The following is a 24782-nucleotide window of genomic DNA, read 5'->3' as shown; positions in this document are numbered from 1 at the left end:
CTCGGGAACAGACAAGAATCCAAAATGCTGCCGGTGTAAACAGTCCCCCCTGGAAGGGAGGGGCGGGGGGGTGGGTCGGTCGGCGAGGGGCGGTGCCGCGTGCCAACTGCCCGACCCACCCCCATCCCCTCCCTTGACCAGGGAGGGGGAACAGCATCAATGCCGGAAGTGGCGCATCCCCGTGAACACCATCGCGAGGCCGGCCTCATCAGCCGCCGCGATCACCTCTTCGTCGCGGATCGAACCGCCGGGCTGGATCACCGCCGTCGCCCCGGCCTCGACCGCCGCCAGCAACCCGTCGGCAAACGGGAAGAAGGCGTCCGACGCGACCGCCGACCCGATGGTGCGTGGCTCGCACCAGCCGGCCTTGTCCGCCGCATCCTTCGCCTTCCACGCGGCGATGCGCGCCGATTCCAGCCGGTTCATCTGCCCCGCGCCGATGCCGGCGGTGCTGCCGTCCTTGGCATAGACGATCGCGTTCGACTTGACGTGCTTGGCGACGGTCCACGCGAAGCGGCAGTCGGCCAGTTCCTGTGTCGTCGGCTGACGCTTCGTCACGACCTTCAGCTCGACCTGCGCCAGATTGCCGGCATCGCGCGACTGGACCAGCAGCCCGCCGGCGATGGTCTTGACGGTCAGGCCGCCCCGCGCCGGATCGGGCAGGTCGCCGGTCAGCAGCAGGCGCAGATTCTTCTTGGCGGCGAACACCGCCTTCGCCTCGTCATCGGCCGCCGGCGCGGCGACGACTTCGGTAAAGATGCCGCTGATCGCGCGTGCGGTCTCGCCGTCGAGCGGACGGTTGACGGCGATGATCCCGCCGAACGCCGACACGCTGTCGCAGGCCAAGGCCGCCTGATACGCTTCGATCAGCGTTGTGCCGGTCGCCACGCCGCACGGATTGGCATGCTTGACGATGACGACGGTCGGCGGCCCATCGCGAAATTCGCTGACCAGTTCCAGCGCGGCATCGGCGTCGTTGTAATTATTGTAGCTCAGCGCCTTGCCCTGCACCTGCTCGGCCTGCGCGATGCCGCGCGCGGCGGGGCCACGCGGGATATAGAGCGACGCCGACTGGTGCGGATTCTCGCCATAGCGCAGCTCCGCACCGCGGGTGAAGGCGAGCGGGAGCGTGTCGGGGAATGCCTGTCCCTGATCGGCGAAGGCGAACCACTGCGCGATCGCCGAGTCATAGGCGGCGGTCGCGGCATAGGCTTTCGCGGCGAAGCGGCGACGCGTGGCGAGGCTGGTGCCGCCGTTCGCGTCGAGTTCCTCGATCAGCGCACCGTAATCGGCCGGATCGGTGACGATCGCGACGGCATCATGGTTCTTCGCGGCCGAACGCACCATCGACGGCCCGCCGATGTCGATATTCTCGATGATCGTGTCGCGATCGGCGCCCTTGGCCACGGTCGCTTCGAACGGATAGAGGTTGACGACGACGATATCGATCGCGCCGATGCCATGTTCCTGCATCGATGCGACATGTTCCGGATTGTCGCGCACCGCCAGCAACCCACCATGTACGATCGGGTGCAGCGTCTTGACCCGCCCGTCCATCATTTCGGGAAAGCCGGTCAGGTCGGAAATATCGCGGACGGTCAGCCCCGCGTCACGCAGCGTCGCGGCGGTCCCGCCGGTGGACACCAGTTCGACACCATGACGGGCAAGGGCGGTGGCGAGGTCGACGATGCCGCTCTTGTCGGAAACCGAGAGGAGCGCGCGCTGCGGAGTGACATGATCCATGGGCGCGCCCTTTCGCGCGAATGGCGCGGCGGGGCAAGGGGGCGCGGCTTGCGACCTTTGGGTGGAACGGGTAGGATCGCGCACGTTCGAACCGGAGTGCGAAAGATGGTCCAGCAGTTCCGCTGAGTGCGGCACGATCGGCGGCGCGATGCTGCCCCTGACCCTCCATTACCGGAATACCCCATGCAACGTCTGCAATCGAAGATCTGCGTCGTCACCGGCGCGGCGCGCGGGATCGGCAACGCCATCGCCACGCGCTTTCATGAAGAGGGCGGCGACGTCGTCCTGACCGATATCGATGAAGCCGCCGGCCGCGCCGCCGCCGCTGCGATCGGCTGCCGTTTCCTGCCCCTCGACGTCCGCGAAGAAGGCGACTGGGCGCGTCTTGCCGCCGACGTGCCCGTCGCCGATGTCGTCGTCAACAATGCCGGGGTGACCGGGTTCGAACGGGGCATGGTCGCGCACGATCCCGAACATGCCTCGCTGGCCGACTGGCGCGCGGTTCACGCCGTCAATCTCGACGGCACCTTCCTCGGCTGTCGCTATGCGATCGGCGCGATGAAGGCGGCGGGGACCGGATCGATCGTCAACATCTCGTCGCGATCGGGACTGGTCGGCATCCCCGGCGCAGCGGCCTATGCGTCGTCGAAGGCCGCGATCCGCAACCATAGCAAGAGCGTCGCGCTCTATTGCGCACAGAACGGCTGGCGCATCCGCTGCAACTCGGTCCACCCCGCGGCGATCCTGACCCCGATCTGGGAACCGATGCTGGGCGATGGGCCGGACCGGGAGGCGCGGATGGTGGCACTGGTCGCCGACACTCCGCTCAAACGCTTCGGTCTGCCGGAAGAGGTTGCGGCGGTGGCGGCGATGCTCGCGTCGGACGAAGCGACCTATATCACCGGGACCGAGGTCAATATCGACGGCGGCCTGCTCGCCGGATCGGCGGCGTCACCGGGCTAGGGTTCCCTACCGCGCCCGGTGGAACCGCCACGAAAAGTCATGGCCCCCCGGCGGCGTCGCGCCCGACAGCACCAGCTGGAACGTCGCGACCGGCATCCCCGTGTCGTCGATCCACAGGCTTTCCTCGACGCCCAAAGTCGCGCCCTTGCAACGGAATTGCCAGACGGGGCCGTCGGGTACGCGCAGAAATGCGGCCTGCCCGTCGGGGGTCGGCGCGATCTCGATCCCCGGCGCCAGATGGAAGCGCGCGACGAAGCTCGTATCGCCCTTGCGCCCGCGCCGGCCGGTCGGGATCAGCATGTCCTCGCCCTGCACGTCGCGGCCATCGGCGCTAAGCGTCAGGACGCGGCGATGCTGGAAGCCCAGCCGCTTGGCATAGCCATCATGCGCGACCTCGATCCGGCTGATCGCGTCGCTTTCCTGCCGGGCCATGTCGACCACGCCGACGCCCTTGCCCAGCGACCCGTCGGCATGGATCGCGGTCGAATTGGTGTCGTCGAGCACCAGCGTCGAATGCGCCGCCGTCGTGCGCAGCGCCCGGCGCAGATCGGGGGACAGCGTCAGCAGTGCCGCGCCCGCCCCGCCGCAATTGACCACGATCCGCTGCCCCTGATCGGACAGTTCGAACGCCAGCGTCGATGCACAGCCTTCGCGAGCGGCCCGCGCCACCGGTGGTGGCGCGGAATCGACGATCAGCACGGTGCGCCCCGCCGCCAGCCGCTGATAGCCCCAGTCGCTGGCATGGCGTAAGGGGCGGGTGCGCACCCCGGTCGCCGCGACGACATCGGCGATGCGCTCGCCATCGACCGGTCCCGATCCCTGCCAGCAGGCAAGGCCACCTTCGCCATGACATACGCCCAGCAGCGCCGCGACCATCCGCGTCAGCGCCAGTTGCTGCGGCTCGGGCATGTCGAGCCGCCGCGCCGCATAGATTTCGCGAAGCGCCGTCAGCGTCATCACCACGTCGAGCTGCTCGGCGGGCGAGCGGCTGACGATGCCGCCATCGTCGAACACGCCGGTCGTCAGCGCGCGGGCAAGGCCGTTCTCGCCGAAGCTGCGCCGCGGATCGCCGCCCGGAATGACCAGCCCCGCCGCGACCACCCCGGCCCAGGCGGTGATCGCACGGATACCGGCCGTCGCCTTACCCGCCTCGCCATCCAGATGCCGGGCGGCGCGCGCGATGGTGTTGAGCACGCGCGATCGATAGACGAGGTCGGTCGACGACAGGATCAGCGGCGCATGCGCGATCCAGAACAGCAGCCGCCGCCCGGTCAGATGCGCCGCCCAGGCCGGTTCCGACACCCGGTCGCCATGCGCGTTCAGCCATTGCAGCATCAGCGTCTCGGCGATCGGCACCGCCGTCACCCGTGGCGCCACGCTCGACAGGTCGCGCAGCCACGCAAAGCCATGGAGATGTTCGGCAAAGGCGGCGGAAAATTTCGGCCGCTCCAGCCCCAACCGGTCGATCGGCACGCTCTCGCCCCGGAACATCAGTTCGCCGCCGAGCATCGCCTGCCCGCGCGCGAGGTCGCCCAGAAATGGATCGTCGGCGATCGCGATCAGCTTGAGCGGATGCCGCCCTTTCAGCCGCAGCCCATGCAGCGGCGTGCGCCATGCCAAGCGCTGCAACTTCTCGGCGATCCGTTCGGACAGCGACAGCCCGGTGCCGCCGCCCTGCCGCACCAGCCGCTTGCCGACGTCGATGCCGTCACGGGGTTCGTCGATCGGCTGGGGCGGGGTCATGCGCCTCGCAATGCGGCGATGTTCGCGGCATAGGCGGTCGGGCCGCCGGTAAAGGTCGCGGTGCCGGCGACCAGGCAATCGGCACCTGCCGCGATCGCTTTCGGCGCGGTCGCGCGGTCGATGCCGCCATCGACCTGCAGATCGATCGCCCGCCCGGTCGCGTCGATGCGGGCACGCAGCTGTTCGATCTTGCGCAGCTGGCTGTCGATGAACTTCTGCCCGCCGAACCCCGGATTGACGCTCATCACCAGCAGCAGGTCGGTGAGGTCGAGGACATGGTCGACTACCTCGACCGGGGTGCCCGGATTGAGCACCACGCCCGCGCGCTTGCCTAAAGCCTTGATCCGCTGGAGCGTACGATGGAGATGCGGCCCTGATTCCGGATGCACCGACAGGATGTCGGCGCCGGCCTCGGCAAAGGCCTCGACCAGCGGATCGACCGGCGCGACCATCAGGTGGACGTCGAAAGGCTTGGCCGAATGCGGGCGCAGCGCCTTCACTACCGCCGGGCCGATCGTCAGATTGGGGACGAAATGCCCGTCCATGACGTCGATATGGATCCAGTCCGCCCCGGCCGCGTCGATGGCACGGACTTCCTCGCCCAGCTTGGCGAAATCGGCGGACAGGATGGAGGGGGCGATGCGGACGGGTTGCATGGAATGCGTCCTAGCATGGTCTCGTCATGCGGCAAGGGAAGCGGGCAATAATCGGTGCACGCGGAGACGCGGAGCGAAGAAGGGTTTGTTTTTCGCGCAAAGGCGCAAAGGCGCAAAGGACGCGAAGGGGTTCCGCTTGTGGTCACGGCATCTGCGATCGGAAGACGTTCGCCGATGAAAGCCGCTACCGCGGCAAAAGGCGCAACCCCTTTGCGTCCTCTGCGCCTCCGCGTGAACCAATTCTTCCTAGGAACGCCGCAACCGCACGATGAAGAACCCGTCCATCCCACCCTTGTCCGCCAGCATCCCCGGCAGCGTCCGCACATAGCCCTCGCGATGCGGCGCAACCCCGACCGGCAGTTCGTCCGCCGTCGCCGGCTCGACCGCATAATCGCGGCGGCTGCCAAGGAACCGCGCCAGCTGCGCCTCGCCCTCGGCCGGCTCCAGCGAACAGGTGGCATAGACCAGCCGCCCGCCCGGCTTCACCCAATCGGCCGCCCGCGCCAGCAACCGCGCCTGCAACGCCGCCGTCTCGGCGATCACGCTTGGCCGTACCCGGTGGAGCACATCGGGATGGCGGCGGAAGATTCCGGTCGCGCTGCACGGCGCGTCGAGCAGCACCGCATCGGCCGGCACGCCCGGCTTCCACACCAGCGCGTCGCCCGTCACCACCGATGCTGTCAGCCCGGTCCGCTCCAGATTTTCGCGCAGCCGCCCCAGCCGCGCCTCCGAATTGTCGAGCGCGGTCACGTCCCAACCGGCGGCGGCGAGTTGCAGCGTCTTGCCGCCCGGCGCCGCGCACAGGTCGATCGCGCTGCCCGGCCCCTTGCCCAGCAACCGCGCCGGGATCGACGCCGCCAGATCCTGCACCCACCATTCGCCCTCGGCATAGCCGGGCAGGTCGGGGATCGAGGCCGCATCGTGCAGCCGGCGGTGATGCGCCGCCAGTGCCTCGCCCCCCGGCCCGGCCTCACCTTTAAGCGACAAATCGACCGGCGGCTGTTGCGCGATGGCGCGCGCCGCCTCGATCACCATGTCCTCGCCCCATGCCGCGCACCAGCGCGCATCGGTATCGGCGGGCAGCGCCGCCGCATTGGGCAGGCGCGCATTGCCCCGCATCAGCGTCCCGAACACGCCATGCACCAGCTTGCGCGGCCCGCCATCGACCAGCGGCAGCACCGTCGCGATCGCGGCATGCGGCGGGGTGTTCAGCACCAGCGCCTGCCCCAATGCGATGCGCAGCACGAACCGCGCCTTGGCGTCGTCGGGCAGCGGTCGCTGCGTCGCGCTGTCGATCAGCGCGTCGAGATCGGGCAGCCGCCGCAACACCGCCGCCGCGATCGCATGGGCAAGCCCGCGATCCTCGCGCCGATCGAGTTCCTGTGTCGCACTGGCCAGCGCCGCCTCGAGCGGCAATCCGCGCCGGATGACGGCATCGAGCAGCCGCAGCGCAGCCCGCCTCGCGGGCACGCCCGGCGGTTCGGGGGCAAGACGGGGGCGGGCCGCACGGCGGCGTTCCGGCGAAGTTGGTCGATCGATCACTTGAATCCTGTCGCTGGTCCGCCAAGTGCATCCTGACGAACCGTGATGGAGTCTCCTATGGGCAACCGGCCCCCGCATGTGAAGCCACCCGCGCACCTATCGAAATCGCCGCCGTTGCCGACGCCCGAACCCGTCGCACCCAAATCGGACGGCGACGACCCGCTGGGCCTCAGCCCGACGCGCTATGGCGACTGGACGCACAAGGGGATCGCGGTGGATTTTTGATCATCCGGCGTGTCAGGCCGGACGATAGCGTCGCGCCGCCAGGTCGTTCAGGATGCGGCGGACATATTGTACCTTGACCAGTGACGCATGGTTGGTGCGCGGATCGTCCATATACCGTTTGGCGATCAGATACCCCTCGGGCACCCGGCGCAGTGCCCCGACTAGCCGCGCGGCGGTCGCCTGGCGCCAGATCGTGGGGTAGGGAAAGTCGTCGATATCGGCGACCGCCTGCAATGTCGCCGGTCGGCGCAGCTCGTCCGGCGGAACCGTGTGCGCGAATCCGTAGCGCGGACCCAGCACCGGATCATGGGTAAGCGCCTGGGCATTCAGCACGCTGATCGCACCGATCACATACAGGCTCATCGGCGTGTCCAGGGGCGCCTCGCTCAACTCGAACACGCTGAGATAGATGTCGAGCGCCGCGGCGAGCCGCTCGTCCCCGTTCACGTCCGTCGGCAGCGGAGGCAACTCGAACCCGGTGTCCAGAAATCCCTGCCACATATGGTCGAACAGCGTCACGATGGTGTGGCGCAGCACCTCGAACACGGGCAGCGTCGAGAACGCTTCGGGCAGGCGTAGTCCGGCATCGTTGGCAATGCACAGCCCGTCGCCGGCCAGTGCGAGGCCGGCACGGCGGATGCTTTCGCGCGGGCGTTGCAGCGATGCCGCCAGTGCACTGACGTTCAGCCGACCTTCGTGCGACGGACGCACGGTGTTGCGCAGCAACAGCAGCAGCAAGGCCGCCCGGTCGAAATGCCGCCCCGTCGCCACCAGTGCTGCCGATCCAGCATATAGCTGAAAATGATTGATCAGCCGCGTCGCTTGTCGGACCGGCAGTTCAGGGGAATGACGATGCACGTTCGCGATTCTGCTATACGGATGGGACAGCGAAGCGGACACGGTCGTCCGCTTCGCCGCCAGGCCGATCAGGTGTCGAGTGCCTGGAGTTCATACCGGTAGAATACCTGGTTGTCGTGCTCGAACGAGCCTACGGCTACCAGGGCGAAATGGCTCGCGGAAACCTCGAACTGGATCGTCCCGACCGAGGTACCGTCGGCCGCCCGGAGGTCGAGAACGGCTTCCCCGCGCTTGTTGCTGAACCCGTCGGGAATGCCGTTGGTGTCGGCGTCGGCCAACTTGCGCGTGGTCACGATGGAATCGCCCTCCCGCATGTCCGAAATAGAGTCATGCCCAAGGTTCAGGCCCAGCCTGTTGTCGACCAGCAGTGCGCCGGGGCCTTCATACCCCATCGTGTCGTCGTGAAACGAAATCCTGTCGTCACCGACCGTACCTTCGATGCCGAAAAGATACTTGTCGTAGAATCCGTGCAGGGTAGCGGCGCTGGCATAGACATATTGCCCCGACGTTTCCCCCAGATAGCGGATCTCGCCGATCGAACCGTTCTGGTCTTCCAGCTTCAGCTGATCGTTGCCCGCCTTGCGAGAGCTGACCCGGTCGATATCAAGCAAACCATTGCGACCGAAAGCGATCATGCCGTCCTTGTTGCCGTCAAAGATCTTCGCGTGGGTAATCAGCGAATCGTCCCGTCCGAACGACTTGATGATATCATCGCCGACATCGCCGTTTTCGACCACGAAAGCAAAGTTCGTTTCCGAACCATAATAGGTATCGACTCGGTTGTTTGCTTTCATTTCGACGATGGTGGCGCCGGAAAACAGCCCGGAAGGTTGCGAAATCATGGCGTGATATTTCCCTGTTCACGAAAGGCAGCGTGATGTCTTCCTTTCATGGCGAGCGGAGTAATAATTCCATGCGGGATACGCATCAGCGTGCCTGCCCAAAATGAGAATGACGCGATACTCGTCCAGGTTCGGGACAGGGCGGATTCGCGGTTCATGTCGTCGCATGACGCGCAATCCTGCCACCAAATCCATTGCGCCCATGGAACGAACGCCCCCGTTCCGACTTGAACCGGAATGGTCAGGCTCGCGCGCCCTTGGCGGTTCATCCTTGGCGGTATCCTTGGCCTGGCGCTCCTCATCCTGCTGATTCTCGCCGCCTTCCCGTGGGGGCTGCTGCGCGACCGGGTAAGCGCTCGGTTGGCACAGCGTTTCGGGTCGGACGTGTCGATCGGCACGATCGAACGGGTCGAACCGCTGTCCTTCTCGCCGACGCTGATCGTGCGCGACCTGACCATCGCCCAGCCGCACTGGGCCGGAACCGGCAATCTTGTCCGGCTGAAACGCGTCGATTTCCGGTTCGAGGTCCTGCCCTTGCTGCGTGGCAAGTTCGATCTGCAGGCGCTCGCCATCGATGGCGGTCGCGTAGCGATGGTGCGTACCCGCGACGGGCGCAAGAACTGGCAGCCCGACAAGCGCGGCGACAAGGGGTCGGCGGCGGCGATCACCAGCCTGACGATCCGCGACCTCGTGATCGACTATCGCGACGCGGTCCAGAACCGCCGCTTCGCCGTCGCCGTCGCCTCCGACGCCAACGGCTTTCGGGCGGAGGGCAATGGCGCGATCGACGAACGCCCGGTGCAGGTCGCGCTGACCGGGCCGACCATCCGTGGCGACGGACCGTGGCCGTTCCGCGCCCGGGTCGACGGGCCGACCATCACCGTCGATGCGAAAGGGGTCATGGCGTCGCCGCTTGGCACCAATCGCATGACCGTCGATCTGACCGCGCGCGCCAACGACCTGAAAACGCTCGACGCGCTGATCGAGGCGGGGCTGTTCGGTACACAGCCGGTGAAGCTCACCGCCCGCGTCCGCCACGACGATCCGACCTGGGTCATCGAACGCCTGTCGGGCACGATCGGCCGGTCGAGCCTGACGTCCGCGAAGGCGACGATCGGCAAGGACGATGATCGGACGAAGATCGATGGCAGCCTGCACTTTGCCGACCTGTCGTTCGACGACCTCGCCACCGACGAAGGCCGCGCCCGCGCCGCTGCGATCGAACGTCGCATCGGCCCGCGCGTCGTGCCGGGCACGCGCATCAACCTCGAAAAGATGGGCGGCGTCGACGGGCGGCTGGCGATCCGCGTCGACCGGCTGCTCGACATGGCCGGTCTGCGCAGCCTCGATACCGTGCTGGCGATCGACCACAGCCGCCTGACCGTTGCACCGCTGACCGTGCGGCTGGCACAGGGGCGGATCACCGGGCAGGTGGTGATCGATCAGCGCGAACGGACGACGCCCCGCGCGACTTTCGACCTGAAACTGGTCGATTCGCGTATCTCGACCTTTGCCGGTGGCGCTCCGGTCGATGCACCCTTGCGCGCCCGGCTGAAGCTGGTCGGCAGCGGCGATACGATCCGCGAGGCGATCGGGCGGTCGGACGGCACGATCGGCTTCGCGGCGGCGGGCGGCACGCTGCCCGCAAAGATGGCATCGCTGCTCGGCGCAGATGTCGCGCGCGGGCTGACCACCGATGAGGATGCCCGCGCCCGGCTGCGCTGCCTCGGGCTACGGCTGAACGTCACCAACGGGATCGGCCGGATCGACCCGCTGCTGATCGACACCTCGCGCGCGCAGACGCGGGGGCAGGGGGTGGTGCGCCTGTCCGACGAACGCCTGTTGATCGCGCTGACCGGCAGCCCCAAGCAACGCACGCTGCTGCATCTCGACCAGCCGGTCCGCATCGGCGGTCGCATCCAGGATCCCGACATCCGCATTCCGCCGGGCGTGAAGAGTGCGGGCGGCATCCTGCGCATGTTGCGCCATGCGATCGATGGCGACGAAGAACGTCGCGCCGGCAATGCCGATTGCGGTGCGCTGGTCCGGCGGGTGCTGGGATAGGACTTTCCTACTTGCGATGCCGGCGGCAGGATTGTCGACGTGCCCGCTCCGTTCAATCCCTCGACCTACCCTGCCAGCCCGACGCGCTATTGCGAACGCTACGCAACAAAATGCGCGCGAGTGTGAACTTTGTGAACTTTGGAGCCGGAATCAGGTGTCCGGCCGTGCCGGCGCCCCGCGTTCGGCGACCATCCGCTCGCCATCGATGACGATCGGACTGGCAAGGCCGGGCAGGCCGTCGGGCCGGATCGCCATGCCGCGTGCCACGACCTGGCGGTCGGCGAACACGTCGTCCAGCGCATTGATCGGCCCGGCGGGGATGCCGGCCGCCTCCAGCGCCTCGTACAGATCGGCCTTGCGCCACGTCGCCACCGCCGCCTGCACCGCCGGGATCAGCTCGCGGCGATGGACCACCCGCGCCGGGTTGGTTGCAAAGCGCGGGTTGAGGTGCATCGCCAGCCCCAGCACCCGGCACAGCCGCGCGAACTGCTGGTCGTTGCCCACCGCGATGATCAGCGCACCGTCGGCGGTCTCGAACGCCTGATAGGGGGCGAGGTTCGCATGGCCATTGCCCATCCGGGTCGGCACCGTCCCACTCGCCATCCAGTTCAGCGCCTGATTGCCGAGCACCGCGACCTGCGTGTCGAGCAGCGCCATGTCGATATGCGCGCCTTCGCCGGTCAGGTCGCGTCGGCGCAGCGCGGCGAGGATCGCGACCGCGGCATAGGTGCCGGTAAAGATGTCGGCATAGGCGACCCCCGCCTTTTGCGGCGGCCCGTCCGGCTCGCCGGTCAGCGACATCGCCCCGCCCATCGCTTGGATGATGAAGTCGTAACCGGCGCGGTGGGCATAGGGGCCGTCCTGCCCGAAGCCGGTGATCGAACAGGTGATCAGCCCCGGTCTCACCGCCGACAGCGCGGCATGGTCGAGGCCATATTTGGCGAGGCCGCCGACCTTGTAATTCTCGATGACGATATCGGCCTGGGCAACCAGCGCGCGGACTTCGGCCTGCCCTTCGGACGTCGAGATATCGATCGCCACCGAGCGCTTGCCGCGATTGGCGGCGTGGAAATAGGCGGCGTCGCGGTTGCTGCCATCGGGCGCGGTCACGAAGGGCGGTCCCCAGTGGCGGGTGTCGTCACCCGCCCCCGGCCGCTCGACCTTCACCACCTCCGCCCCCAGATCGGCAAGCAACTGCCCGCACCACGGCCCGGCGAGGATCCGCGCCAGCTCGACTATGCGGACGCCCGCCAGCGGCTTCATGCGCGGCGCAGTTCGTAGATCACGCGCGGCACGACCTGCCCGCCGCGTTCAACCATGGCATCCGGCAACTGCATCGCGCCCAGCGCCTCGATCGCGCGCCGCGACCGGTGGTTGTCGGCGCCGGCGCTGAACCGGACCGCCTCGACCTGCGTCAGCGCATGGTCGATCATCAACCGTTTCAATTCGCGATTATAGCCGCGCCGCCAATGGCTGCGCGCGAGGAAGGTCCAGCCGATCTCGACCGCCTTCTCCCCCGCCGGGACATAGCGGGTCGCTCCGATCACCGCGCCGTCCGCCGCATCGCGGATCGTCAGCATCCCGCCGGTCGCCATCCCTTCGTCAAAGAACGCGCGAAAGACATTTTCCTGCCAGCGGTCGTGCGCCGGATGCTGGTCCCAGATCGCCGGGTCCGCCGCGACGGCGTATAGCGCGGCATAATCCTTGGTCACCGTCGGCGCGACGTGGACCAGTTCCCCCTGCAATTCCGGCTGGCGATCCATCAGAAGGCGGCGATCCCGGTGATCGCGCGACCCTGAATCAACCCGTGCACGTCGTGCGTGCCCTCATAGGTGTTGACCGTCTCGAGGTTGATCGCATGGCGCATCACGTGGAATTCGGCAGCGATCCCGTTGCCGCCATGCATGTCGCGCGCGGTGCGGGCGATGGCCAGCGCCTTGCCGCAATTGTTGCGCTTGATGATCGAGATCGCCTCGGGCGCCAGCGTCCCCTCGTCGAACATCCGCCCGGCGCGCAACGCCGCCTGCAACCCCAGCGCGATCTCGGTCTGCATGTCGGCCAGCTTCAACTGCACCAGCTGCTTCGACGCCAGCGGCACCCCGAACTGCTTGCGGTCGAGCGTATATTGCCGCGCCGCCTGCATACAGAACTCGGCCGCGCCCATCGTGCCCCACGCGATGCCGTAGCGTGCGCGGTTGAGGCAGCCGAACGGCCCCTTCAGCCCCTCGACGTTCGGCAGCAGCGCGTCCTCGCCGACCTCGACCCCGTCCATCACGATCTCACCGGTGATCGACGCGCGTAAGCTCAGCTTGCCCTCGATCTTCGGTGCCGACAGCCCCTTCATGCCCTTTTCCAGCACGAAGCCGCGGATCTTGCCGTCATGAGCGTCGGACTTGGCCCACACGACGAACACGTCGGCGATCGGCGAATTGGTGATCCACATCTTGGCGCCGGAAAGGCGATAGCCGCCATCGATCTTTGTCGCCCGGGTCCGCATCCCCGCCGGGTCCGATCCGGCATCGGGTTCGGTCAGACCGAAACAGCCGACCCACTCGCCGCTCGCCAGCTTTGGCAGGTATTTGCGGCGCTGTTCCTCCGAACCATAGGCGTTGATCGGATGCATCACGAGGCTCGACTGCACGCTCATCGCGCTGCGATAGCCCGAATCGACCGCCTCGACCTCGCGCGCGACCAGACCGTAGGCGACATAGCCCAGACCCGCCCCGCCATATTCGGGATCGATCGTCGGACCCAGCAGCCCCAGCTCGCCCATTTCCGACATGATCTCGCGCGCGAAATCCTCGTCGAGGAACGCGCGGGTGACGCGCGGCAACAGCTTTTCGCGGGCATAGCCGTGCGCCGCGTCGCGGACCATGCGTTCTTCGTCGGTCAATTGCGCGTCGAGCGCGAACGGGTCTTGCCAGTCGAAACGGCCCATCTCGGCCATACTCTCTTTCCTTACAGCGTTGGGCCGACCGGATCGGCGGCGACCGTGGATTCGGATTGCGGGGGTGCGGCCTGCACCTGCGCGGGCAGCGCGGCGGGCGCCGGCGCCGGCGTGGTCAGCGCCACCGATTCGAGATCGATCAGCGCCTTGCGCGCCTCGACATAGCGCCCCGCGGCGGCGGTCCAGCCGCGCGCACTGGCGGCACCGGGCATCCGCTCGATCTCGGCCATCGCCTGTTCGACCTGACCGGTGTCGAGCCGCCGTCGGGCGCGGTCAAGCCGGTCGATCGGGCGGCTGCTGGGCGTCGGCCCCTGGCGCAGCACGATCAACTGTCCGAACTCGCGGCGCAGTCCGTCCCAGAAGCCCTCGCCCGACCGGCCAGCGACCAGCGGCGTCGCGACCGCGTCGAGCGCGCTGCGCAGGTCGTCGAGCGTCACCGGGTTCTGCGCGGCGGTGATCAGCGTGCGGACCGCGTCCGGACGGCCGTTGCCGAACCGATCGCGCAACTGCCCTTCGAGGTAATCGAGCGGGCGTCCGCGATCGAGCGCGCGGCGGGTGGCGACGATCACCATCATGTCCTCGGCCCGCGTCGCATAGCCCGCCGCGTTGCGTGCGCTGGTGTCGAGCCCGACGATCCGCGTCTCTAATTCGCTGATCCGCGCCGCCAGCGCCGCCTCACGCGCCGACAGGATCGGCAGCGTGGTCGCGGCGATAGGTTGCGGCGCGGGAGTGGGCGTCGGCTGCGCGACCGAGGTCGCAGCCTGCGTCGGTCCGTCCCAGCCGAGCCGGGGCGCAACATAGCGCAGCACCGCCAGCGTCGCGCCGATGCCGATCAGGAAGGCGAGCAGGGCGATGAGGAGCCATCCCCGGCTTCGTCGCTGCCGGTACGGGCCGCTGGTCGTCGCGAAGGACGGGTCGTCGCTGATCATGTCGCCTTATCCCCGCGCCCGTGCGCCGGGTCAATCGCGTGCGAGCGTGTCGGCAAGGGCGATGGCGGCGGCGATCACGCTGGCATCGTCGGGCCGCGTCGCCACCGTCACGGCCCGCCAGCCGCCGCCCAGTCCGGTTGCCGCTGCATCGGAGATGGCGGCGATGGCGATCCGACTGCGATCGCGCACCAACTCCGTCAGCCGCTCGCCAGCCCGGCGCGAGTGGACCAGCGCGACCGATCCGGTGAGCGGCGTTGGGTCGACCGGATCGACTGCCTCGCTGGCATAAACCGTCTCGATCGCGGACACCGCCGGATGCGACGCCACCGCCCGGTCGCGCGCCGTCAGCAATAGACCAGCGCGCACGCCGCCTGCCTGTGCCACATCGAGCAGGGCCCGGCCATCGCCGCTACCGGTTGCCGCGACGCGCAGTCCCGCCGCCCGCGCCGCCGCCGCCGTCGCCGCACCGACCGCATGGACCGGCAGCGCGGCATAGCGCGAGAGCGCCGACCCGGCATGGCGGACCGCATTGGCGCTGGTCAGGATGAGCGCGTCGTGCGCCTGCGGTTCGGGACCGTTCCACGGCAGCGGCACGATCCGGAACAGCGGCAGCCGGATCGCCCGCCGGCCCAGCGCCTCGATCGCGCTGGCAGTCGCGGCATTGCCCGGTTCGGGGCGCAACACCGCGATCGGCAGGGTCATCGTGCGAACAGCTTCGCGACATGCTCGGGAGCCCGCGCCAGCAGCGTTTCGGCGAGGCCGCGCGGCAGGTCGATATCGTCGATCGCGCCGCTGACGCTGCCGCGCACCTGCGCGCTGCCGTCCTGCGCCAGCAACTGCCCGGTCAGCGTCAGCACGTCGTCCGCGATCGTCGCCAGCGCCGCGACCGGCGAATGGCAGTCGGCGCCCAGCGCCGCGAGGAAGCCGCGTTCGGCGCGCACCGCCTGATGCGTCGGCGCATGGTCGATGGCGCGAACGAAGCCGAGGGTGCGTTCGTCCTCCGCCCGTACCTCGATCCCGACCGCACCCTGCGACGGGGCGGGGAGCATGTCGTCGATCGCGACCGCCGTCCCGACATCGGGCCGCCCCAACCGGGTAAGTCCGGCGGCGGCGAGCAGCGTCGCGTCGACCTCGCCCGCCGCCAGCTTTGTGAGGCGCGTGTCGACGTTGCCCCGGAACAACACGATCTTCGCATCGGGACGGTGGTGCAGCACTTGCGCCGCCCGCCGTGGGCTGCTGGTGCCGACGACGCCGCCGTCGCGCAGTTCGGCCAGAGAGGCGATCCCGACCAGCCGGTCGCGGACATCGGCGCGCGGCAGCATCGCGGCGATGCGGATCTCGGTCGGGCGGATCGTCTCGACATCCTTCATCGAATGGACCGCCGCGTCGATGTCACCGCAGCACAGCGCGCGGTCGAGCTCCTTGGTCCACAGCGCCTTGCCGCCGATCTCGGCCAGCGCACGGTCCTGCACCCGGTCGCCGGTGGTCTTGATCGTCACGATCTCGATTTCTGCCGGATCGATCTGATGCGCCATCGCCAGCGCGTCGCGCGTGGCATGCGCCTGCACCAATGCCAGCGGCGATCCGCGCGTGCCCAGTTTGAAGGTCATCGTCGCTCGCTATCTATCGGGTTCGTTCGGGGCAAGAAGGTTGGTTCACGCGGAGGCGCGAAGGCGCAAAGAAGATTGTCTTCGCGCGGAGGCGCGGAGGCGCAGAGGGGTTGCGATCGGACGGAAGCTTTTGCGATCGGGAGACACATGGTTGGGAGCCGCTGTCGCGGCGACAGACTGACGCTTTCTCTGCGTCCTCGGCGCCTCTGCGCGAAAACAATCCCTTCTATTCCTTCTCCGCGTCTTCGCGCCTTCGCGTGAACCAATCTTTCTTCTCTCCCCCCATCCGCGCTACAGCCGGGCGAATGGCCAACCCCCTCATCCTCGGGATCGAATCCAGCTGCGACGAGACTGCCGTCGCGCTCGTCCGTGGCGACCGCACGATCCTGTCGCACCGCCTTGCCGGACAGGAAGCGGCGCATGCCCCCTATGGCGGGGTCGTGCCCGAAATCGCCGCCCGCGCCCATGTCGAAATCCTGCCGTCGCTGGTCGAAGGGGCGCTGGCCGATGCCGGCGTCGCCCTCGCGCAAGTGGACGCGATCGCGGCGACCGCCGGGCCGGGGCTGATCGGCGGGGTGATGGTCGGGCTGGTCACTGCCAAGGCGCTGGCGCTCGCGGCGAACAAGCCGCTGGTCGCGGTCAATCATCTGGAGGGACATGCGCTGTCGCCGCGGCTGACCGATCCCGACCTTGCCTACCCATACCTCCTGCTGCTGGTCTCGGGCGGCCATTGCCAGTTGCTGCGGGTCGATGGCGTCGGGCAGTATCGGCGGCTGGGCACGACGATCGACGATGCGGCGGGCGAGGCGTTCGACAAGACCGCCAAGGTGCTGGGGCTGGGCTATCCCGGCGGTCCGCGGGTCGAGGCGGCGGCGATCGAGGGTAACGCGCGGGCGGTGCCGCTGCCCCGGCCGCTGATCGGTACGCCCGATCCGCATTTCTCCTTCGCCGGTCTGAAGAGCGCGGTGCTGCGCGCGCATGATGCCGGCACCCATTCGGTTGCCGATATCGCGGCGTCGTTCCAGCAGGCGGTCGTGGACTGCCTGCTCGACCGGACGAAGCTGGCGCTGAAGCTGACCGGGCCGGTCAGCGCGCTGGTCGTGGCGGGCGGGGTCGCCGCCAATCGCGCGGTGCGTGGCGCGCTGGAGGAACTGGCCGTGGCCAACGACCTGCGCTTCGTCGCGCCGCCATTGTGGCTGTGTACCGACAATGCGGCGATGATCGCCTGGGCCGGGGCGGAGCGGTTCATGGCGGGGCATAGCGACCCGCTCGACGTGGCGGCGCGCCCGCGCTGGCCGCTCGATCCGTCGGCGGAAAAGGTGCGCGGGGCAGGAGTGAAGGCATGAAGATCGGGGTCATCGGCGGCGGCGCATGGGGCACCGCGCTGGCACAGGTCGCCGCGCGCGGCGGCGACGTGACGTTATGGGTGCGCGAGCGCGACGTCGCCGAGGCGATCAACGATCGGCAAGAGAACCCGGTGTTCCTTCCCGATGTTACCCTGTCGAGGGCAATCCGCGCCACGACCGACAGCGCCGACCTCAATTCAGCCGATGCGCTGCTGGTCGTGACCCCGGCGCAACATGTGCGCAGCATATTGTCAACGATCAATGTCGACGAACGCGCGCTGGTGCTGTGCGCGAAGGGCATCGAGGCGGGCAGCCGGATGCTGGTCGGCGAGGTCGCGCGCGCCGTCCATCCCCAGGCGCCGGTCGCGGTGCTGTCCGGCCCTACCTTTGCGCACGAGGTCGCGGCGGGCAAGCCGACCGCTGTCACCCTCGCCTGCGCCGATGCCGCGTTGCGCGACCGGCTGGCCGAGCGGCTCGCCGCGCCGGGCTTCCGACCCTATGCCAGCGACGACGTGATCGGCGCGGAGATCGGCGGGGCGGTCAAGAACGTCCTCGCCATCGCCTGCGGCGTGGTCGAGGGGGCGGGGCTGGGCCAGAATGCGCGCGCCTCGGTGATCGCACGTGGTTTCGCCGAAATGACCCGTTTCGGTCTGGCGCGCGGTGCGCGGGCGGAAACGCTGGCCGGGCTGTCGGGGCTGGGCGATCTGGTGCTGACCTGTTCGTCGACCGCGTCGCGCAACTATTCGCTGGGCGTCGGGCTGGGGCAGGGACGCGCCGCCGCCGACCTGTTGGCGGATCGCCGGACGGTGGCAGAGGGCGCCTTCACCGCGCCGGTATTGTGCGAGGCGGCGGCGGAGGCGGGCGTCGACATGCCGGTGACGGCGGCGGTCGGCGCGCTCTTGACCGGCACCCCGGTCGGGCAGGTGATCGAAGCGCTGCTCAGCCGCCCGCTGCGCCGCGAGGGAATGTGATTATTTGATTCGCTCGATCAGCGCCTGCGCGCCGGCTGGCGCCCTGACTTTGGCGCCGTTGATGAAGAAGATGAAGGTTTCGCGCGGTTTCTCCGGCGGCACGGTCGGGTCGGCATAGGGCAGGCCGTCGGGCGTGCCCCCCGACGCCCAGGTCCGCGCAGCCTCTCCCCAGCGATCGAGCGCGGCGTCGTCATAGCCTGTCGCCACGTTCTCGACGGCGTTTTCCAGCCGGGCATAGACGAAATCGCCGGTGACGTCGGCGATGGCAGGATATTCCGCCGCATCGGCATGGACGATCGCGACCCCTGCCTTGCGCGCCATCGCCACGAATTCGGGAACATGGAAACTGTCGTGACGGACCTGTACCGCGTGGCGCAGATTCACGCCGGCATGGGTTGCTGGAAGCAGCGCGAGGAAGGCGGCGAAGTCGTCGGCGTCGAATTTCTTGGTCGCCATGAACTGCCACAGGATCGGGCCGAGCTTGTCGCCGAGCTCGGTGATGCCCGAACCGACGAACTTCGCGATCGATTCCTCAGCCTCCGCCAATACCTTGCGATTGGTGCAGAAGCGCGAAGCCTTGACCGCGAACACGAAGCCATCGGGTGCGGTCGCGGCCCAGTTGGCGAAACTCGCCGGCTTCTGGGTGCCGTGATAGGTCGCGTTGATTTCGATCGCAGTCAGCGCGTGGCTCGCATACTCCAACTCGCGCTTCTGGGGCAGTTTTTCGGGATAGAAGCTGCCGCGCCACGGCGCGAAGGTCCAGCCGCCGATACCGATGCGAATGGGAGCGTTAGACATGGTGACGAAGGTGTCGCGTGGGGGCCGTGCTGGCAAGGGGTCAGTGGGCGGTTACGTCGCTGGAAGTGGTCAATATTTGTGGGTCGACGGTCAGCACCGGGGGCTGTTCGGCGGTCCAAGTTGACAGCGCGGCGCGATATGCGTCGTAGGCGCGGTAGAAATCGACGAACGGCTGGTCGAGCGCGGCGATTCCGGGGGCGGCGAAGGCGTCCAGCCCGCCCGCCGGCATGTCCGCCACCTGTGTCAACATCGGCAGCGCCCGTGCACAAAAGGGTTCGCGGACCGGCGGTTGGGCAAAATAGTTGTAGACGCGGGTCATCGCATCGTCGAACCGGTCCTGCCAGTCACCGCCGCCGCGCTTATATTCGGTCTCCAGCGCCTTGAACGCGGCGGCGAAGCGTGCGGCATGCCCCTTGAGCAGCCGATTATAGGCGGCGACCCCGGCCGGATCGCCGATGTTGCACTGGAGCGCCGCGACGTTGAGCGCTGCCCGCAAATGCCACAGCGCGGCGTCGGTGCTGAGCCCGCGGTTGAGCGTCGCATAGCCGCCATCGGGCGTCGCCGCCGGGATGGTCAGGTTCGGGGCGGCCCCCTGTGGCGGTTTGGGCTTCGGCGCGGGCGGCGGGACCAGGATCGGCGGCGGCGTGACGGTCGCCACCTCGGGCGTCTTGCGGGCGCACCCGGCAAGCACGGCGGCACCGCATGCGATGACCAACAGCAGGCGGGTACGCATGTCACTCACTCCCCTTCGTCGCCCCTTTCATCGCCGGCGCGATCAGCGTCGCAGCAGGAAGACCGCATGTTCGGCGCGGAAATTGGCCGCCGCCGCCGTGGTGCGCTTGCCCCCCGACAGGAACCACGCATCGACGACGGTGATCCCCCGCTTTGCGACGAACGCCCGGAAATCGTCGATGGTGACATGGTGGATGTTGGGCGTCTCATACCATTCGAGGGGCAGCAGCTTCGTCACCGGCATCCGCCCGCCCCACAACAGCGACGCCCGCACCCGCCAGTGCGCGAAGTTCGGGAACGAGACGAACGCCTGCGCGCCGATGCGCAGCAGATGGTCGAGCACGACATGCGGCCGCATCGCCGTCTGCAACGTCTGGCTGAGGATCGCATAGTCGAAGCTGGCGTCGGGATAGTCGGCGAGGTCGCGATCGGCATCGCCCTGCATCACCGACAGCCCGCGCGCCATCGCATCGGCGACATTGCCCGGATCGATCTCCAGCCCCCGCGCATCGACGCCGCGTTCGTCGCGCAGCGCGGTCATCAACTGCCCGTCGCCGCACCCGACATCGAGTACCCGCGATCCGCGCGCGACATGCGCGGCGATGATCGCGAGGTCGGGGCGCAAGGATGCCTGTGATCCGATCGTCGTCGTCATGGCATCGCCTTCAGCATCGCCGCCGCATCCGCCGACAGCCGTTCCATATAGCGATCGGGGCGCAGCAGGGCATGAAAGCCGAGCTTTTCATACACCCCATGCGCATCGGCGGTGACGAGGCCGATGCGGCGGATGCCGGCAAGATCGGGATGGCCGACGAACCAGTCGACCATCGCCCGACCGATCCCCTGACCGCGCGCGGCATCGTCGACGAACACGTCGGCGATCCACGCGAAGGTTGCCCGATCGGTGATCACGCGCGCGAACCCCAGTTGCACGCCGTCGCGATAGGCGCCGAGCGGGTGCGATCCGGCAATGGCCCGTTCGACCAGCGTACGCTCGATCCCCGGCGACCAGTAGCTCGACGCAAGCCATGCATGGATGCGGGCGATGTCGAGCCGGTCGCGATCGTCGGAGAATTCGACGGTCATGCTCCGGCCTCCAGAAAGCCGCGCATGATCCGGTCGAGTTCGGGCGAATCGAGCAGGAACGCGTCATGGCCGAACGGCGAGGACAGTTCGACGAAGCTGGCCGGCGCGCCCGCCGCGTTCAGCGCATGGACGATGCTGCGAGATTCGGCGGTCGGATACAGCCAGTCGGTATCGAAGCTGACGATGCAGAACCGCGCCTTCGTCTGCCGGAACGCATTGGCCAGCGTGCCGCCATGCTCCTCCGCCAGATCGAAATAATCGAGCGCGCGAGTGATGTAGAGATAGGAGTTGGCGTCGAACCGGTCGGTAAAGGCCAGCCCCTGATGGCGCAGATAGCTTTCGACCTGAAAATCGGCGTCGAATCCGAACGTCTTGGCGCCGGCCTGTCCATCGGCGCGCGCCTGCAACTTGCGGCCGAATTTGGCGGTCAGGCCCGCTTCGGACAGATAGGTGATGTGCGCCGCCATCCGCGCGACCGACAGCCCGGCGGCGGGCGGCGACCCATCGGCATAATAATCACCGCCGCGCCAGTCGGGATCGGCCATGATCGCCTGTCGTCCGACTTCGTGGAAGGCGATGTTCTGCGCCGAATGCCGCGCGGTCGACGCGATCACCACGACCGCCTGCACCCGGTCGGGCAGCGTCGCCGACCAGGACAGCGCCTGCATGCCGCCCATCGACCCGCCGACCACCGCGCGCAGCCGGTCGATGCCGAGATGGTCGAGCAGCATCCCCTGCGCGCGCACCATGTCGCGGATCGTCAGTACCGGAAAGCGCATCGCCCATGGCGAACCGGTCGCGGGATCGATGCTGGCCGGACCCGACGACCCCATGCAACTGCCCAACACGTTCGAACAGATGACGAAATGCTTGTTCAGGTCGATCGGCTTGCCCGGACCGACCATGCGCGACCACCAGCCGGGCTTGCCGGTGCGCGGATGGGTCGATGCGACATGCTGATCGCCGGTCAGCGCGTGGCAGATCAGGATCGCATTGTCGCGCGCCGGCGACAGCGTGCCATAGGTTTCATAGGCGATGTCGATCGCGGGCAGGGTCGCGCCGCCATCCAGTGCCAGCGGCCTGGCCAGTGTCGCGCGACGATCGGGACCGAAACGGGAATCCATGCGCGCTGCGGTAAATGCGTGGGGCGGCGGGTTCAAGCTTCGCGGCAGGGTTCGGCCGAACGGCGGACGCGAACAAGGCGGGATGACATGGTTCGACCCGTTCGTCCTGAGTAGCTATTGAGCCTGTGAAATAGCGTATCGAAGGACCGCCTGCCGCATGTGCTTCGATACGGGTCTTCGACTGCGCTCAGCCCCTACTCAGCACGAACGGTTCTTTTTGTAGTCTTTTCGCTACGCCGCCAGCGGGAAGCGCAGCAACCGGTCCTCCAGCGCGATGAGCGCCTCGGCACCGCTACCGACCGCGCGGACGATTTCGGGGTGATGCGCGTCCAATCCGCCGGTCAGCGATCCGAAGGCGGGCAGGATCAGCTTGGTCGCGGTCGCCACGAAACAGCGCCGCGACACGCCGCGCCCGCGCAGCTTCACCCGCAGCTTGGGATGGAAATGGCCCGACAATTCGGGCCGGGTCTCGCGCGGATCGGCTTCGTGGCGCAGCACCAGCCCGTCGACGACCGCCTCGTCGATCACCCGTCCGCCGCAATGATCGGCGACGATCCGGTCGTGATTGCCAGTGATCCAGGTCCAGTCGTTCGCCGCCGTCAGCGCGCGCAGCCGCGTCTGCGCTTCGTCGGACAGCCGGTCGCAGCCGCCGATATCGTGGAAACTGTCGCCGAGGCACCAGATTTCCGCAGGCTGCGTCCGGGCGACCACCGCCTCTATCCCCGCCAGCGTTTCCAGCGTGTCGTAGGGCGGCAGCATCTGCCCGAACTGGGCGAACCAGCTCGCCTTTTCGAAATGCAGGTCGGCGAACAGCAATGCCCGCCGCGCCGGCCAGTAGAGCGCGCCGGCGGAGAGGGCATCGAAAGCATGACCGGCGAACGAAAGGCGAACCATGGCGTGCCTATAGCGCAGTCGATGCGGCGCTCAAGCCATGGGGGCGTAACGATTCGATTTGTACGACCGTCATCATTTCATAGGTGGTGGTGATTACTAGTGTGCGAGAGTCGACGCGTCCGTCGTTTCTGCGGAGGCGCGGCGAAGAAGTAAGGATGTATCGCGCAGAGGCGCAGAGGCGCTGAGAGGATGCGCACGCCGCGACTGCGGCTTTTCCTCGGCGAGGTCCGAACGCAAAGAGGCTTCGCCAGACAGGCCATAATCGCCCTGCACGCGACATCTCTGCGCCTCTGCGCCTCCGCGCGAACCAATCTTCTTCTGCCTTGAGAATCACGTCCCTCGGGATGATGGCGACCTACAGCCAGATATCGACGACATGGATGGCAAGGCCGACGGTGCCGCCGACCAGCGTTCCGTTGATCCGGATGAACTGCAGATCGCGCCCGACCGCGTTTTCCAGCCGGCCGGTGATCGTTTGCGCATCCCAGCCGCGCACCGTGTCCGATACCAGCCGGACGATACCGTCGCCATAATCGGCGACCGCGCCGACCACCGCGCGGCGGACGAAGCGGTTGACCTTTGCCTTCAACGTGGGATCGTTTTGCAGCGTCAGCCCCAGTTGCCGCATCGCGTCGCCGATCGGCCCGGCGAGCGCGCGGTCGGGATTGCGCGCGGCGCCCAGCAGCCCGCCGCGAATCCGCTCCCACACCCCCATCCACCAGCCGGCCAGCGCCGGGTTTTCGATCAGGTCGTTCTTCAGCCGCTCGATCTTCGCCTGCATGTCGGGCGAATGTTGCAGGTCGTGGGCGAGCAGCGCCAGACCCTCGTTCGCCTTGGCGCGCAACGGGTGGGCGGGATCTTCGGCGACCTCTGCCAGCATCTTGTGCAGGCCGTTCAGCACCGACGTCGCCAGCGTCGCGTCCAGCCCGGTCCAGCGCAGCACCGCCCCGGCGCGCTTCTGGATCATCGCGCGGACCAGTTCCTCGTTCGCGTCGAGCGTCTTGGACGTCCAGCGGATGATCGCGTCGACCAGCGGCAGGTGGCGATCCTCGGCGATCGCCGCATCCAGCGTACGGCCGAGCGCCGGCGATACCCGCATCGCCCGCAGTCGGTTGGCGAGCGCGCCGCGCACCATCGTCCCGAACTGATCGGGGTCGAGCCCCTCCAGCACATTGACCGCGAGGCGGGAGGCGCCGTGGCGCAGCCGCCCGCTCCGCGTCGCCGGATCGGCCAGCCACCGGCCGGCGATGGCGGCGGCATCCATCCGGTACATGCGGCGGGCGACGACATGCGCGGTCAGGAAATTGTCGCGCAGGAACGCGGCGAGCGTGTCGCCGATACGGTCCTTGTTGCGCGGAATGATCGCAGTATGCGGGATCGGCAGGCCGAGCGGATGGCGGAACAGCGCGGTGACTGCGAACCAGTCGGCAAGGCCACCGACCATCGCCGCCTCGGCAAAGGCCTGCACGAAGCCCCATGCCGGATGCGCCCCCTCCATCCCCCGCGACAGCAGGAACAGCCCCGCCATCGCCACCAGCATGAGCGTGGCGACCCGCCGCATCCGGCGTAGGGGAAGGGGAACCGCATCGCCGGTTCCAGCGATGGTGGAGGATCGTGGCATCGGCGAAACAATCGCCGGCTGCCGGGAAAGTTCAATAGCAGGCCATGCCCGCTACCGGCCCCGTTCGGTTCGCGTCGTCTTCGAACCG

Annotated in this window: 24 protein-coding genes; 5 read left to right on the top strand and 19 right to left on the bottom strand. The window is 68.1% G+C overall.

Annotated features, from left to right (window positions below; translation table 11 throughout):
- Positions 1-156: 156 nt before the first annotated feature.
- The gene (purH, locus tag ASE59_RS18895; RefSeq protein ID WP_056460127.1) at positions 157-1743 is read right to left on the bottom strand and encodes a bifunctional phosphoribosylaminoimidazolecarboxamide formyltransferase/IMP cyclohydrolase; all 1587 of its coding nucleotides are present in this window, start codon (positions 1741-1743) and stop codon (positions 157-159) included.
- Between the two features lie 183 nt (positions 1744-1926).
- On the opposite strand from purH, the gene ASE59_RS18890 reads away from it, so the two are divergent.
- A complete protein-coding gene (locus ASE59_RS18890; protein ID WP_056460122.1) occupies positions 1927-2706 on the top strand; it encodes an SDR family oxidoreductase in 780 nt (259 codons plus the stop codon).
- A 6-nt stretch (positions 2707-2712) separates the two neighbouring features.
- Here the strand turns inward: ASE59_RS18890 and ASE59_RS18885 are convergent, their stop codons facing one another.
- The 3 genes from ASE59_RS18885 to ASE59_RS18875 all read right to left on the bottom strand — a co-directional run bounded on the left by ASE59_RS18885 (position 2713) and on the right by ASE59_RS18875 (position 6644).
- The gene (locus ASE59_RS18885; RefSeq protein ID WP_056460119.1) at positions 2713-4449 is read right to left on the bottom strand and encodes a heparinase II/III domain-containing protein; all 1737 of its coding nucleotides are present in this window, start codon (positions 4447-4449) and stop codon (positions 2713-2715) included.
- A complete protein-coding gene (gene rpe / locus ASE59_RS18880; RefSeq protein WP_056460116.1) occupies positions 4446-5105 on the bottom strand; it encodes a ribulose-phosphate 3-epimerase in 660 nt (219 codons plus the stop codon). Before rpe ends, ASE59_RS18885 begins: the two co-directional genes overlap by 4 nt.
- Before the next feature lie 246 nt (positions 5106-5351).
- Entirely contained in the window at positions 5352-6644 is a 1293-nt protein-coding gene (locus ASE59_RS18875) for an RsmB/NOP family class I SAM-dependent RNA methyltransferase (RefSeq protein ID WP_056460196.1), read from the bottom strand.
- A 60-nt stretch (positions 6645-6704) separates the two neighbouring features.
- Here ASE59_RS18875 and ASE59_RS18870 point away from each other — a divergent pair, with 60 nt between their 5' ends.
- The gene (locus ASE59_RS18870) at positions 6705-6872 is read left to right on the top strand and encodes a DUF1674 domain-containing protein (RefSeq protein WP_082458588.1); all 168 of its coding nucleotides are present in this window, start codon (positions 6705-6707) and stop codon (positions 6870-6872) included.
- A gap of 12 nt (positions 6873-6884) precedes the next feature.
- Here ASE59_RS18870 and ASE59_RS18865 read toward each other — a convergent pair whose 3' ends face one another.
- Both ASE59_RS18865 and ASE59_RS18860 read right to left on the bottom strand, forming a co-directional pair.
- A complete protein-coding gene (locus ASE59_RS18865; RefSeq protein WP_056460111.1) occupies positions 6885-7730 on the bottom strand; it encodes a hypothetical protein in 846 nt (281 codons plus the stop codon).
- Between the two features lie 68 nt (positions 7731-7798).
- Positions 7799-8572, bottom strand: a complete 774-nt coding sequence (locus ASE59_RS18860; protein WP_056460108.1) for a hypothetical protein — start codon at positions 8570-8572, stop codon at positions 7799-7801.
- A 237-nt stretch (positions 8573-8809) separates the two neighbouring features.
- On the opposite strand from ASE59_RS18860, the gene ASE59_RS18855 reads away from it, so the two are divergent.
- Positions 8810-10636: an AsmA family protein gene (locus ASE59_RS18855; protein WP_056460105.1), complete on the top strand. Its 1827-nt coding sequence runs from the start codon at positions 8810-8812 to the stop codon at positions 10634-10636.
- 150 nt (positions 10637-10786) lie between these two features.
- Here ASE59_RS18855 and ASE59_RS18850 read toward each other — a convergent pair whose 3' ends face one another.
- From ASE59_RS18850 to hemC, 6 genes are read right to left on the bottom strand one after another with little or no spacing between them, the layout of a single operon-like run.
- Positions 10787-11899, bottom strand: a complete 1113-nt coding sequence (locus ASE59_RS18850; RefSeq protein WP_056460102.1) for a CaiB/BaiF CoA transferase family protein — start codon at positions 11897-11899, stop codon at positions 10787-10789.
- Complete coding sequence (locus tag ASE59_RS18845) at positions 11896-12399, bottom strand: GNAT family N-acetyltransferase (RefSeq protein ID WP_056460100.1); 504 nt, start codon at positions 12397-12399, stop codon at positions 11896-11898. Before ASE59_RS18845 ends, ASE59_RS18850 begins: the two co-directional genes overlap by 4 nt.
- On the bottom strand, positions 12399-13583 hold the full coding sequence (locus ASE59_RS18840; protein ID WP_056460098.1) for an acyl-CoA dehydrogenase: 1185 nt from the start codon (positions 13581-13583) through the stop codon (positions 12399-12401). The genes ASE59_RS18845 and ASE59_RS18840 overlap by 1 nt, the downstream gene beginning before the upstream one ends.
- Before the next feature lie 11 nt (positions 13584-13594).
- Positions 13595-14512 carry a hypothetical protein gene (locus tag ASE59_RS18835; RefSeq protein WP_056460095.1) on the bottom strand — a complete coding sequence of 306 codons (918 nt, stop codon included), beginning with the start codon at positions 14510-14512 and terminating at the stop codon, positions 13595-13597.
- Between the two features lie 30 nt (positions 14513-14542).
- Entirely contained in the window at positions 14543-15214 is a 672-nt protein-coding gene (locus ASE59_RS18830) for a uroporphyrinogen-III synthase (protein WP_056460092.1), read from the bottom strand.
- Positions 15211-16122: a hydroxymethylbilane synthase gene (gene hemC, locus ASE59_RS18825; RefSeq protein WP_056460089.1), complete on the bottom strand. Its 912-nt coding sequence runs from the start codon at positions 16120-16122 to the stop codon at positions 15211-15213. Before hemC ends, ASE59_RS18830 begins: the two co-directional genes overlap by 4 nt.
- A 305-nt stretch (positions 16123-16427) precedes the next feature.
- Here hemC and tsaD point away from each other — a divergent pair, with 305 nt between their 5' ends.
- Together tsaD and ASE59_RS18815 are read left to right on the top strand one after the other, a co-directional pair.
- The gene (gene tsaD, locus ASE59_RS18820) at positions 16428-17468 is read left to right on the top strand and encodes a tRNA (adenosine(37)-N6)-threonylcarbamoyltransferase complex transferase subunit TsaD (RefSeq protein ID WP_056460086.1); all 1041 of its coding nucleotides are present in this window, start codon (positions 16428-16430) and stop codon (positions 17466-17468) included.
- A complete protein-coding gene (locus tag ASE59_RS18815) occupies positions 17465-18439 on the top strand; it encodes an NAD(P)H-dependent glycerol-3-phosphate dehydrogenase (protein ID WP_056460085.1) in 975 nt (324 codons plus the stop codon). Before tsaD ends, ASE59_RS18815 begins: the two co-directional genes overlap by 4 nt.
- Here the strand turns inward: ASE59_RS18815 and ASE59_RS18810 are convergent, their stop codons facing one another.
- The 7 genes from ASE59_RS18810 to ASE59_RS18780 all read right to left on the bottom strand — a co-directional run bounded on the left by ASE59_RS18810 (position 18440) and on the right by ASE59_RS18780 (position 24694).
- Positions 18440-19237, bottom strand: coding sequence for a DUF72 domain-containing protein (locus ASE59_RS18810; RefSeq protein ID WP_056460082.1), 798 nt, complete (start codon positions 19235-19237; stop codon positions 18440-18442).
- 40 nt (positions 19238-19277) lie between these two features.
- Positions 19278-19970, bottom strand: coding sequence for a hypothetical protein (locus tag ASE59_RS18805; protein ID WP_056460078.1), 693 nt, complete (start codon positions 19968-19970; stop codon positions 19278-19280).
- Positions 19971-20012: 42 nt separating this feature from the next.
- Positions 20013-20624 (bottom strand): methionine biosynthesis protein MetW, encoded by a 612-nt coding sequence (gene metW / locus ASE59_RS18800; RefSeq protein ID WP_056460076.1) that lies wholly within the window; start codon positions 20622-20624, stop codon positions 20013-20015.
- A complete protein-coding gene (locus ASE59_RS18795) occupies positions 20621-21055 on the bottom strand; it encodes a GNAT family N-acetyltransferase (protein WP_056460072.1) in 435 nt (144 codons plus the stop codon). Before ASE59_RS18795 ends, metW begins: the two co-directional genes overlap by 4 nt.
- Entirely contained in the window at positions 21052-22179 is a 1128-nt protein-coding gene (metX, locus tag ASE59_RS18790; RefSeq protein ID WP_056460069.1) for a homoserine O-acetyltransferase MetX, read from the bottom strand. The genes ASE59_RS18795 and metX overlap by 4 nt, the downstream gene beginning before the upstream one ends.
- Positions 22180-22410: 231 nt before the next feature.
- On the bottom strand, positions 22411-23073 hold the full coding sequence (pdeM, locus tag ASE59_RS18785) for a ligase-associated DNA damage response endonuclease PdeM (RefSeq protein ID WP_056460066.1): 663 nt from the start codon (positions 23071-23073) through the stop codon (positions 22411-22413).
- A 355-nt stretch (positions 23074-23428) separates the two neighbouring features.
- Positions 23429-24694, bottom strand: a complete 1266-nt coding sequence (locus tag ASE59_RS18780; RefSeq protein WP_056460063.1) for a DUF445 domain-containing protein — start codon at positions 24692-24694, stop codon at positions 23429-23431.
- Positions 24695-24782: the final 88 nt, after the last annotated feature.

The organism is Sphingomonas sp. Leaf10 (assembly GCF_001421245.1).
Taxonomy (GTDB): domain Bacteria; phylum Pseudomonadota; class Alphaproteobacteria; order Sphingomonadales; family Sphingomonadaceae; genus Sphingomonas.
Note: the sequence above shows the minus strand (reverse complement) of the source record. Positions and strands in the feature narration are given on the sequence as shown.

Bases quoted from the DNA above. Each gene is read 5' to 3' on its own strand.
- purH (WP_056460127.1), bottom strand. From the start codon at position 1,743: ATGGATCATGTCACTCCGCAGCGCGCGCTCCTCTCGGTTTCCGACAAG.
- ASE59_RS18890 (WP_056460122.1), top strand. From the start codon at position 1,927: ATGCAACGTCTGCAATCGAAGATCTGCGTCGTCACCGGCGCGGCGCGC.
- ASE59_RS18885 (WP_056460119.1), bottom strand. From the start codon at position 4,449: ATGACCCCGCCCCAGCCGATCGACGAACCCCGTGACGGCATCGACGTC.
- rpe (WP_056460116.1), bottom strand. From the start codon at position 5,105: ATGCAACCCGTCCGCATCGCCCCCTCCATCCTGTCCGCCGATTTCGCC.
- ASE59_RS18870 (WP_082458588.1), top strand. From the start codon at position 6,705: ATGGGCAACCGGCCCCCGCATGTGAAGCCACCCGCGCACCTATCGAAA.
- ASE59_RS18860 (WP_056460108.1), bottom strand. From the start codon at position 8,572: ATGATTTCGCAACCTTCCGGGCTGTTTTCCGGCGCCACCATCGTCGAA.
- ASE59_RS18855 (WP_056460105.1), top strand. From the start codon at position 8,810: ATGGTCAGGCTCGCGCGCCCTTGGCGGTTCATCCTTGGCGGTATCCTT.
- ASE59_RS18850 (WP_056460102.1), bottom strand. From the start codon at position 11,899: ATGAAGCCGCTGGCGGGCGTCCGCATAGTCGAGCTGGCGCGGATCCTC.
- ASE59_RS18845 (WP_056460100.1), bottom strand. From the start codon at position 12,399: ATGGATCGCCAGCCGGAATTGCAGGGGGAACTGGTCCACGTCGCGCCG.
- ASE59_RS18840 (WP_056460098.1), bottom strand. From the start codon at position 13,583: ATGGCCGAGATGGGCCGTTTCGACTGGCAAGACCCGTTCGCGCTCGAC.
- ASE59_RS18835 (WP_056460095.1), bottom strand. From the start codon at position 14,512: ATGATCAGCGACGACCCGTCCTTCGCGACGACCAGCGGCCCGTACCGG.
- ASE59_RS18830 (WP_056460092.1), bottom strand. From the start codon at position 15,214: ATGACCCTGCCGATCGCGGTGTTGCGCCCCGAACCGGGCAATGCCGCG.
- hemC (WP_056460089.1), bottom strand. From the start codon at position 16,122: ATGACCTTCAAACTGGGCACGCGCGGATCGCCGCTGGCATTGGTGCAG.
- tsaD (WP_056460086.1), top strand. From the start codon at position 16,428: ATGGCCAACCCCCTCATCCTCGGGATCGAATCCAGCTGCGACGAGACT.
- ASE59_RS18815 (WP_056460085.1), top strand. From the start codon at position 17,465: ATGAAGATCGGGGTCATCGGCGGCGGCGCATGGGGCACCGCGCTGGCA.
- ASE59_RS18810 (WP_056460082.1), bottom strand. From the start codon at position 19,237: ATGTCTAACGCTCCCATTCGCATCGGTATCGGCGGCTGGACCTTCGCG.
- ASE59_RS18805 (WP_056460078.1), bottom strand. From the start codon at position 19,970: ATGCGTACCCGCCTGCTGTTGGTCATCGCATGCGGTGCCGCCGTGCTT.
- metW (WP_056460076.1), bottom strand. From the start codon at position 20,624: ATGACGACGACGATCGGATCACAGGCATCCTTGCGCCCCGACCTCGCG.
- ASE59_RS18795 (WP_056460072.1), bottom strand. From the start codon at position 21,055: ATGACCGTCGAATTCTCCGACGATCGCGACCGGCTCGACATCGCCCGC.
- metX (WP_056460069.1), bottom strand. From the start codon at position 22,179: ATGGATTCCCGTTTCGGTCCCGATCGTCGCGCGACACTGGCCAGGCCG.
- pdeM (WP_056460066.1), bottom strand. From the start codon at position 23,073: ATGGTTCGCCTTTCGTTCGCCGGTCATGCTTTCGATGCCCTCTCCGCC.
- ASE59_RS18780 (WP_056460063.1), bottom strand. From the start codon at position 24,694: ATGCCACGATCCTCCACCATCGCTGGAACCGGCGATGCGGTTCCCCTT.